The sequence below is a fragment of the Acinetobacter sp. ESL0695 genome, from assembly GCF_029392135.1.
In the GTDB taxonomy this organism is placed as follows: Bacteria; Pseudomonadota; Gammaproteobacteria; order Pseudomonadales; family Moraxellaceae; genus Acinetobacter; species Acinetobacter pollinis.
In genome coordinates this window covers 492,852-501,856 of record NZ_CP113932.1, presented here as the reverse complement: position 1 = coordinate 501,856, position 9,005 = coordinate 492,852, and the positions used below count along the sequence as shown (strand labels likewise).

Sequence of the window (9,005 nt, the reverse complement as noted above, 5' to 3'; positions counted from 1 at the left end):
TGGTTATAAAGGGATACATGAATAAAACAAAAACTGAGATTCTAGCCTTAAGAGGACTAAGGCTTATCACACCAAAAGGTCGGAATATGAAAAAATAAACCTATTACTTTTGATGACAAAACATTACTTTCAAAGTGTGGATTGGTTGAAATAGTGAATAGTCAACTTAAAAAAGCCTATTGAATATACAAGCAATCTTTCGCTATTCAACTTTATGGTGAGTATAATAACTACTGTGATTGTATATTACCTGAGTCCCAATGAACCTAAATCTCAATGAATGATTCTGTTCTAGGCTTATTATATCGAAATTAAGTTACGGTATTTAAATATATGCTCTTAGAAGAAAATCTGTTACTTCCAATCTTGACAACAATTGCTCTGCTTTGACGATTAATATTAATAATTATTTCGTAAATAGGATGCTCCCTATTGATAGCTAATCATGTAACATTTTTACAAAGTCCTCAAAGTTATTTGCTACCTGTATAACTTTCATTTTAATTTGATTATTATGATCAGTTATATATTCATCATGGTACATAAAAACAACTGGTGGATTATTTGTTAAAGGATCTTTTCGATAATCAAATGCAATATAATCCCCTCCTCCATCTAGACCAAATGTGATTAAATTATCATAACCATAAATATCATAGTCTTGACAATCTTCAATATTCTCATTTCCTACAATATTGCCATAAGAACAAAACCCAATATTAGATTCAATGTAATTGTCAGCTTCATCAAAAAAAATAAAATTATTTTCGACGAATTGTCCGCCATTATGCATCGATATAAATTCGACATATAAATCTGGAAATATAACATTTTTCTCTTTAGCAAAATCGAGGACTACCGATTTATCGATAATACCAAAATCATATGCAACTATTAAATTTATCATTTATTTCCACCACTTAAACTGCTTTCTCCAATATGATTTACCGAATTATGAATACTTATTGGAAGCAACTGAAAACTATTTGACGCTGATGGTGCATTGTGATGCCTGTACCTGCACTCACATTAAAGTTTTTTGTCCCATCAAAGTAGGTACTGCCTGTGCTATAAATTTGACCACCTTGTACGTTTACATCTTGTTGTTGCGATCTTAAAATGAGATGGTTTAAATCAAGTTGACTACCCTACCATTATCCTTGAATGATACTTGGGATATCAGTAGTTTATTGCCATTGGCCAAAATCCTCTGCCATAACTTGTTGAAGAGGCAGCTAATGCGCCTGCCATCGCTGTACCTGCGGGATAGTCTTTTTCCGCTTGGTTGTATACCTGTCTTGCACCGTTTACATCTTTAACTACAATCACCGCTTTCGCTGCATCTAAATAGGTATTACGCACACCAATCTCTGCAGAAATGGTTCAGGTATGGGTTTTATTGACTGTCGTGGTCTTGTCTTCATAACCACCTATGTTTAATCTGCCCATGGTTAAGCACTGTAGCGCCTATCGATTGTATGTTTTGACCATAAATATCGATGCTGGTATTGTCCTGTACATTTAAATTCTCAACAGTGATCCCTCCTGCTTTATGGTGTATTCCCTTCGTACTAGCACTTCTGCAGAATGTTCTTAATGATAGTTTAGTCTAAAAAATTTATTTAATAGGTTATTTCACATTTTGGTCTTTTAGTTTTACACGCTCTCGCCATAACTCTTTAGGAATTTGAGGATAATCTTGATCAAGCTCTTCTTCACTTAAATCACTAATTCCTTTCATATATAAACTCACCCAACTATCTTCTTCTGGAATATATGCAAAATCAATATTAAGCTTCCCAGTATTAGTTAAAGTTACTTTGTAATGTGTCCATTTTTCTTTAAATATATCTGAATTTCTCAAATTATTAACTAAATATTTTATATGTAGTTCTATATCGGTAGGCTCCTCGCCGAAAGAGAATGTACTCAAACTTCCATTCTTCAGAATAAAACTAGTCCCCCACCCTTGATATTCTGGGTAAATATTCCCTATAAATGTAATAATTTCAGCTTCTTTTGGCATTATTGACCATAATAACTCTCCTATTCTTTTGTAAGTTTCTTGATTATTCATAAACTCTTTTCCTGTAGGAGTATTTTTCAATTCTAAAGAAGGCTGCCTAATACATTAATACTTTGATTAATAATAAAACTCTCAGGGCATTTACTCTTTTCAGAATAAATTGGCTGAATACTACTTACTTGAAATGATTGATTATCTTTACACCTTGTACTTTAGCCACATCAATATATTTTTTGAAGCTGCTGTAGCTCACCCTATATATTAGAATAAGTTTGCAACAAAACTGGTTCATTGAACTATTTCCCGTACAATATCGATAAACCATAGTCTTCAAGACTATTGATCTAGTGACTCTAAAGTATGTTTTAAAGTGCCTTTAGGTAAAACTATTTCATAGTAATTTTTCTCATAATTTATCGAGTAAAATATTCTTTCACAATCGTGATTAAAACCAATTATAAGGCTGAAACCTAGTTGAAATAATTCACCAGTGTCTAGCCATACAAGACGATCATCTTCAAAGTTCTTAAAATCAATTTCTTCCATAGGAATATTACCTATATCTATAGATAAATTACCTATTTCTAGAAGATTACTTCTTAAAATGAAAAATAATGAACTTAGTGTTAAATTAATTCCTGTACCTGGATAACATTTATCATTTATCCAAAAATTTAAAATACCTAAGTTCATTTCTCCTAAAGAGTAAACTATATCAAATTGAATAAAAAAATTTTCATTGTGTTTAACAATCATTTTAAGTCCTTTGTTTTTCAACCCAGTTTTTTCAGTTGGGCTTTTGTCTTATTATCTAATAATAATGGATTATATTTATCATTACTTGAACCAGCCCAATGATATGTATTATTGCCAATTCGCTCATATTTAAACTGATGAATCGCACCATCTTAATCTAAAGTAAATCTTTTATTTGAATTAGCTCCCAAAGAAATGGAGTTATTAAATAGTTCAAAAAAGCTTTTAGGTTCGACTATTGCATTTGGTCTATTTCCTAGCTAACCAAATGTATGTTTCTGATTAGACTGGCAACCAATGCAGCTTACTATTTGTCTATACCACTTTCATCAATCGCGAGATTACTACCTTTTTTAACGGAAATCGTTTCATCACCAAGTACAGTCTCAAAGCTACTTGCATTGGGTAATAAGTTCGTACTTGCTGTGATATGAGTTTTGACTAAATCTGTATAGACTGATTGGCTAGATGAAGAAACAGTACCACTCGTATTATCATCAGTAATATCCAATTTCTGACGATATTTCGGCAGTATCAACTGACGGCTTTGGTTCTTAATCTATGTATTATTGAGCCCTTTTTCTTTTAAATCCTGTTATAGGCTGTCAGGATTTTGGACTTAATAGGCTTCTCCTGTTTGCTTGCAACACCTGAGGATTATCTACCAATGCTCTGAATAATTTAGGATCACCATCTTTTCTAATACATTCTTGGTACTTATTAATAATTTCACTACCAAATGTTTTGAAGCTATCTGAAAGTACCACAACTTTAGTTTGTCTGAGGTCAAGTGATTCTAAGGCTTGTTTTTTTATATGTACCCTCAAGTAGAGTACCAATACCAATCTATACTATTTAGGATCAGCTATAGTCTTCAAATTCCCAAAAAAAATATCTAGAGAGCTTTTCAGAAATTATCGTCCAATCCTCTCCATCACATTTATCTATATATGTATGTATTATATTAATAATTTTTTTAATATCATATTCACTTACTATAAGTGTATTTCTTAAGATAGTATCAATGAAACAACTTTTTGCTAAGTATTCTGGGCTAGATATGTTGATATCAAAATAATCAGCACCGTCCAATCCTTTTATACCAATAGAACAGGTGAGTGTAATATGTAAGTCATCTTGATTTTCTGGGATATAATCGAAAGGATTACGCCCACACCAATCAATTGATTTCAATTCTGCTTTCATAAATAAATCTAACCCTTTTAGTCATTAATAATATCTAAATGCACTTTGCCAACTTTAATCCGTTCTCCCTGACTATCAAACATAAATGTTTTAAAGTTTGCTTGTATACCTGCCAAAGCAAATTTCGATTTAGACTTATTAGCTGGAGGACTATACAAACGTTTTCCATATGTACTAACTCTCTTTTCCACTTTTTCTAACACCAGCAGCAACCCAAACTGAGTTGTCTCGCTTCATCCACAGTACCCTTACCTATATTGTAATTTAAACCAGATTGATCTACTTTTTTATTTATTGCTATTTGGTTGTCAATGTGGTTGCTTTTTATCCTCCATTTTTATACTTTGCCTCTTTCCAAAGTTCAGGCTTATAGGGAAAATGAACAAACTCGTAATCTATGCGTTGTCGATATTGAGATAAATCAGCAGGTTGATATTCTTCATCAAATAAATAATCCCATAAAACAAAAAGAAATTGTTGATAGGCTTTACGCCACTCATCCATATCTTCAATATATTCAATACCAGGAAAACATGCATCAATCGGAATAACACCGTTAGATATAATTATTTGGCGTAAGCTTTCTTTATATAAATTATATCCTCTATATTCTGCATTATATATTTCAATAGATCCGACTAATCTTTCTAACCAATATAAGGCAATATCTGTATTTCTAAAATCAGAATCATAGTACTCATTATATTCTTCTGAAGATAAATAATGCTCTAAAGCATCATCATGAAAATCACCAAATAATAATGCAATATGATGTGGACTGTACTCAATCATTTATTTTTTCCTTTATTTAGTGTTTCCGCGGATCAGGATGTACTCTTCCTTCTTCAAGATTTGGATATGCAGTATAAGCTTTGCCAGTCTGTTCATCTATTCGTACTGTTATGGTATTTGTTCGACGATACTCACCAACTACATTAGCCTCGATATTTTTTCTATTATTCCCCATATACCCTTCTCCAACAGCTCTATTTAAAAAAGAAGCGTAGATAAATTCGTATAACTGAATCCCCAACTACGGAAAAATATGCATTTTTTTAAGTCTATTTTGACAATCTCATCAATAACTCATTTAATATACTTTTCGTCTTGTATTACATAAGGTTCAGCAATTTCATTCCAGATTTCTTGAGCCATTTGTTGCCATCTCATTAGGTTCTTCTGATTAGAGATATAATTTCTAATCAACTGAACTGCTAAGTTAAAGTCTTCTTTATTGAGCTCTACAAAACTATAAAATTTTAAATATTCACCTTCTTCAGACTTAATTATTTCATGTAAACTAGAATAGTTAGGTAAAAATACTGCATCCAGTAAATCACCAAATGCATCCCAGTAGTTACTGTTAACATATTCAGCCACCCATTGATCTTCTAATTTTTCTTTCGTCTCATCTTTGTTAAAAAAATTGTAACCCACATTTTTATTACCTCACAATAATAATTTGAGATTGTTGTGGCTTTGGTAAAATCTTGATTGTACTGGTTAATTATGTTTTGATTAGATGAAACGCCAACATCATATGCCCAACCAGTCGCTTTACCCATGAGGTCTGCAGCAATTTCACTTTGGATACCTTATGCATGACTCAGCTCATAACTTACTGTTTCTATAATGCTTGAACGGTTTATATTATTTACATCTGATATGACTTGTTGACTTTGTGGGTCATAAACACCTTTTTAAACCGTAGAATGCGGTTATCGAGGTTGCAAGCACTTCTATGTCTTGATTGAGTACATTTACAAGTAGTTGTAAGCTCCCTTGAGTATTCATCAAGTTTTGATATTGACCATTTAATAATCCTGTGGTCTGGTCTCGAGTAGTCTCTTGCATGTGTTGAATATCACAGTTGGTACTCTGTGTTGCTGACCGACTATGCCTTTCCATTATCCTTGAATGGTACTTTGGATATCGGTGCTTTGTTAGCATTGTCCAGTCACCCCAAGTGTGAATCCCATACCATAGCTCGTAGCTACACCTTCTACTGAAGCACTTTTTAGTGGATGATTACCTCATATTACAAAAAAGGTGAATCAATTCTAATCTACCTTTTAAATTTAGAACGGTTTATTCTATAGAAATAACTGGCATTACAATCCATAACTGATGATCATTACCGTTACTCTTTGTCCAGCTTAGGCAAGCATCTTTTAAAATATCTATGTAAATATTCAAATCTGATGCAGATAGTGAAGGGACTCTAGAATGGAATATCACAATATTTCTTTCATTTATCCAATGGAAATCACACAGGCAATCAAATAATGCATCCCAATTTTTTCCAAAATATGTTGGGAATGATAAAGCAGATGAAAGATCATACATAAGTTGTGGAACACTTAAAATTTCATCATTTAATTTTCCTATAAAATTACTACTTTCATCTAACTTTAAATCGTCTATACAGCTATAAAAAAAAGTTTTTTGTAGTTCCATTTATTTTTACTCAATTCTTACGCTCATGACTATTTTGGGTATCTTGTACGCTTTCAACAGCAATACCATCGACTCTTAAATGGTCAACATCAGCTAAAGCTTAATCTCGCTTTTAATGTGATTTATACCTTATTTTTAGTTATTTTTATTATACAATCAAGTAAATCACACTACTTCAGCGATAACTTTCACTAGTGTGATAGTTCAATTCTTTATTTACTAAACCTAATTTTTATCATTTTTTGATTTATACAAGAAGTCTATCAAGGATATTCATAAATTATTTCATAGTCCTCTAACTCCTTTTTTAAATCGTGAGCTAGAGATTCTCCTAATAATTTAAAATTATGCTCATCAGCTAGTGAACTGAATCCCGATTTAATTGGATCATCTAAGCATAAGGTGTCATCATACTTACTTGTCCAACTCTCAATTCGTTCAAATAAATCTTTAGAAATATTTAAAGATTCGGGATTTAGGTTTTTTATCATACCTTCATTGTCATATTCCCAAATAGCATAGCATTGATAATCAGGCATCAATTTAATTAATTTTTTCATTTTATAACCCTCGTAGGATTTGCACCAACTATAAATCCATTGCTTCCAATAGTGATAGCAATTGCTCTTCTTTGACCATTAATAACTGTTTTTATCTTTTAGTCTTATTACTTCTAATTAAATTATTATAAAAAACATCAACCCCAGTAATCATATCTTTTAAATATTTTTTGCTAACTATACATTCCATCAAACCATATTGATCTAAGTCTTTTAATGAGAAATATGATTTTTTAGGATATTTATATACAATTAAACGAATTTCTCCTTACATCCTATACAAAAAATGTAGTATCTTTTATCTTCAAAAAGATCGCGTTCTAACTTTGCACGATAACGAAATTGGTTAGTAGAATCATCAACCCATTCTTTTCTCTAATATTCTTCCTCAGTTTCGGCAATATAATTAGAAAAAACGATAGTTATTATTCTTTTAAAACATTCTTCTAAATTTAAATTAAATAAATATTCATCATCAATTGTATTACATAAAGCTCCTGTTTGAATTGACTGCTTTTGGGTATAAAATATGTGAGATTTCTCTGAAATAAATGCTCTCCCATTAATATAGAACCCACACTCCACATCATAATCATTCATTTCAGGAATAAAGCAAATAGGGTTAATGTATAATCCAAATATATTTTCATTACCAAACATCATTGTTTATTAACCTTTTATGAACACCCATATGGTCTAAATCTGCACCATGGGTTACATCTATTAAGTTAGCGAAGAATCATCAATCTATATTTTCTAGACTATCGCTTCATTTGATCTAAAACCGAATGAAGGAACACCTTAACCTACTTATTTCAAAGTAGAATAGATTTCAATATCATCACGTAAATCTTCTAATTCTCCTAATGAAATCTGCCTTGTTTTTAATTTTTTTTTAATTTCTTCATAGAAATCTAAATCTAAATTTTTATCAATTCTAGCAATATGACTAAGAGCTCTTATGGATGCACGAATTACATTTATATCATTACTATTTAGTTGACTAATACTAAGCTCCTTAGCCCATATCCGATCGTTAGAATATAAAGATGTAGATATTATTGCCTCAATCAAATTATCTACTGATTTATTGTGAATAAAATTCTTAATTTTAAAATTTGGCTGTAATTTAGGATCAATATATTTCATTTAAATCTTCTTCTTGAATCTACTATACCATTTTTAATCAATACATTTTTCATACTTTGATTTAATGCACTCCAAGGTCTTACGTATCTATGATAAATATTATTTAAAGTCTTATCAAAAATAATAAATTTTTTATTTTCTTTATCTACACTAATTCATCTAGGCGAAGAATCTTTAACTTGAATTGAATACCCAATAACCACTTTAAATATAGCTTGATACGTTTGGTTGAAATAACTGGACGGCAACCATATTCGTGCGTTATCGCATGTCTTGACCAAGCCAACTCACCCCAATGTCTCTACAGCTTTCCATCCTTCTGATGTTTATATCAACGTATCTGCGGTAAAACACCATTTTCATTTGTACAGCCTCTTACACAAGGCTCTTTAATTTTTTCTTTCGTAAATTGCTTGAATACCACTTTGGATATCGGTGGTTTCTTAGAGTTAGTAGCCACTCGCCCCGATAGTAAAGCCATAGGTTGCTGTATTTGCTACTGCACCTGCCATCGCTACGCCTGCGGCAATTTGTGCCGCTGCAACATTGGTGGTTGCCATGGCAATATTGGCTTTTGTGTCGCCTAAATCTTTCCTGCCGCATAGTCTTTTTCAGCTTGGTTATACCAGTCTTGCATCGTTTAGAGCCTTCACTACATCTTTAACGGCAATAACCGCTTTCGCTGCATCTAAATAGGTATTACGCACACCAATCTCTGCAGAAATGGTTCAGGTATGGGTTTTATTGACTGTCGTGGTCTTGTCTTCATAACCACCTATGTTTAATGCACCCTGCCCATGGTCAAGCACCGTCACACCTGTCGATTGTATGTTTTGACCATAAATATCGAT

At 31.9% G+C, this 9,005-nt stretch carries 14 protein-coding genes; all 14 read right to left on the bottom strand.

Translation table 11 applies throughout. The annotated features are described in order from the left end of the window. Nucleotides 1–439: 439 nt before the first annotated feature. The 14 genes from OZX61_RS02355 to OZX61_RS02290 all read right to left on the bottom strand — a co-directional run bounded on the left by OZX61_RS02355 (nt 440) and on the right by OZX61_RS02290 (nt 8,154). Nucleotides 440–907 (bottom strand): SMI1/KNR4 family protein, encoded by a 468-nt coding sequence (locus OZX61_RS02355; RefSeq protein ID WP_277095205.1) that lies wholly within the window; start codon nt 905–907, stop codon nt 440–442. A gap of 272 nt (nt 908–1,179) precedes the next feature. Next, on the bottom strand, nt 1,180–1,362 hold the full coding sequence (locus OZX61_RS02350) for a hypothetical protein (protein WP_277095204.1): 183 nt from the start codon (nt 1,360–1,362) through the stop codon (nt 1,180–1,182). Between the two features lie 268 nt (nt 1,363–1,630). Beyond that, the gene (locus OZX61_RS02345; protein ID WP_277095203.1) at nt 1,631–2,077 is read right to left on the bottom strand and encodes a hypothetical protein; all 447 of its coding nucleotides are present in this window, start codon (nt 2,075–2,077) and stop codon (nt 1,631–1,633) included. 285 nt (nt 2,078–2,362) lie between these two features. Further along, complete coding sequence (locus OZX61_RS02340) at nt 2,363–2,782, bottom strand: Imm42 family immunity protein (RefSeq protein WP_277095202.1); 420 nt, start codon at nt 2,780–2,782, stop codon at nt 2,363–2,365. A gap of 307 nt (nt 2,783–3,089) precedes the next feature. After that, the gene (locus OZX61_RS02335) at nt 3,090–3,293 is read right to left on the bottom strand and encodes a hypothetical protein (protein WP_277095201.1); all 204 of its coding nucleotides are present in this window, start codon (nt 3,291–3,293) and stop codon (nt 3,090–3,092) included. A gap of 350 nt (nt 3,294–3,643) precedes the next feature. Then, complete coding sequence (locus OZX61_RS02330; RefSeq protein ID WP_277095200.1) at nt 3,644–3,988, bottom strand: Imm8 family immunity protein; 345 nt, start codon at nt 3,986–3,988, stop codon at nt 3,644–3,646. Nucleotides 3,989–4,005: 17 nt separating this feature from the next. Continuing rightward, a complete protein-coding gene (locus OZX61_RS02325; protein ID WP_277095199.1) occupies nt 4,006–4,179 on the bottom strand; it encodes a hypothetical protein in 174 nt (57 codons plus the stop codon). Nucleotides 4,180–4,312: 133 nt separating this feature from the next. Beyond that, nucleotides 4,313–4,780: a hypothetical protein gene (locus OZX61_RS02320; protein WP_277095198.1), complete on the bottom strand. Its 468-nt coding sequence runs from the start codon at nt 4,778–4,780 to the stop codon at nt 4,313–4,315. Between the two features lie 294 nt (nt 4,781–5,074). Continuing rightward, complete coding sequence (locus tag OZX61_RS02315) at nt 5,075–5,368, bottom strand: hypothetical protein (protein ID WP_277095197.1); 294 nt, start codon at nt 5,366–5,368, stop codon at nt 5,075–5,077. A gap of 306 nt (nt 5,369–5,674) precedes the next feature. Next, nucleotides 5,675–5,842 carry a hypothetical protein gene (locus OZX61_RS02310; protein WP_277095196.1) on the bottom strand — a complete coding sequence of 56 codons (168 nt, stop codon included), beginning with the start codon at nt 5,840–5,842 and terminating at the stop codon, nt 5,675–5,677. Nucleotides 5,843–6,076: 234 nt separating this feature from the next. Then, the gene (locus OZX61_RS02305; RefSeq protein ID WP_277095195.1) at nt 6,077–6,445 is read right to left on the bottom strand and encodes a barstar family protein; all 369 of its coding nucleotides are present in this window, start codon (nt 6,443–6,445) and stop codon (nt 6,077–6,079) included. A gap of 263 nt (nt 6,446–6,708) precedes the next feature. Further along, nucleotides 6,709–7,005, bottom strand: coding sequence for a hypothetical protein (locus OZX61_RS02300; RefSeq protein ID WP_277095194.1), 297 nt, complete (start codon nt 7,003–7,005; stop codon nt 6,709–6,711). Between the two features lie 375 nt (nt 7,006–7,380). After that, the gene (locus tag OZX61_RS02295) at nt 7,381–7,668 is read right to left on the bottom strand and encodes a hypothetical protein (RefSeq protein WP_277095193.1); all 288 of its coding nucleotides are present in this window, start codon (nt 7,666–7,668) and stop codon (nt 7,381–7,383) included. A gap of 147 nt (nt 7,669–7,815) precedes the next feature. Then, nucleotides 7,816–8,154: a hypothetical protein gene (locus tag OZX61_RS02290; protein ID WP_277095192.1), complete on the bottom strand. Its 339-nt coding sequence runs from the start codon at nt 8,152–8,154 to the stop codon at nt 7,816–7,818. Between the last annotated feature and the right edge of the window lie 851 nt (nt 8,155–9,005).

Bases quoted from the DNA above. Each gene is read 5' to 3' on its own strand.
- OZX61_RS02355 (WP_277095205.1), bottom strand. From the start codon at position 907: ATGATAAATTTAATAGTTGCATATGATTTTGGTATTATCGATAAATCG.
- OZX61_RS02345 (WP_277095203.1), bottom strand. From the start codon at position 2,077: ATGAATAATCAAGAAACTTACAAAAGAATAGGAGAGTTATTATGGTCA.
- OZX61_RS02340 (WP_277095202.1), bottom strand. From the start codon at position 2,782: ATGATTGTTAAACACAATGAAAATTTTTTTATTCAATTTGATATAGTT.
- OZX61_RS02330 (WP_277095200.1), bottom strand. From the start codon at position 3,988: ATGAAAGCAGAATTGAAATCAATTGATTGGTGTGGGCGTAATCCTTTC.
- OZX61_RS02320 (WP_277095198.1), bottom strand. From the start codon at position 4,780: ATGATTGAGTACAGTCCACATCATATTGCATTATTATTTGGTGATTTT.
- OZX61_RS02310 (WP_277095196.1), bottom strand. From the start codon at position 5,842: ATGCAAGAGACTACTCGAGACCAGACCACAGGATTATTAAATGGTCAA.
- OZX61_RS02305 (WP_277095195.1), bottom strand. From the start codon at position 6,445: ATGGAACTACAAAAAACTTTTTTTTATAGCTGTATAGACGATTTAAAG.
- OZX61_RS02300 (WP_277095194.1), bottom strand. From the start codon at position 7,005: ATGAAAAAATTAATTAAATTGATGCCTGATTATCAATGCTATGCTATT.
- OZX61_RS02295 (WP_277095193.1), bottom strand. From the start codon at position 7,668: ATGATGTTTGGTAATGAAAATATATTTGGATTATACATTAACCCTATT.
- OZX61_RS02290 (WP_277095192.1), bottom strand. From the start codon at position 8,154: ATGAAATATATTGATCCTAAATTACAGCCAAATTTTAAAATTAAGAAT.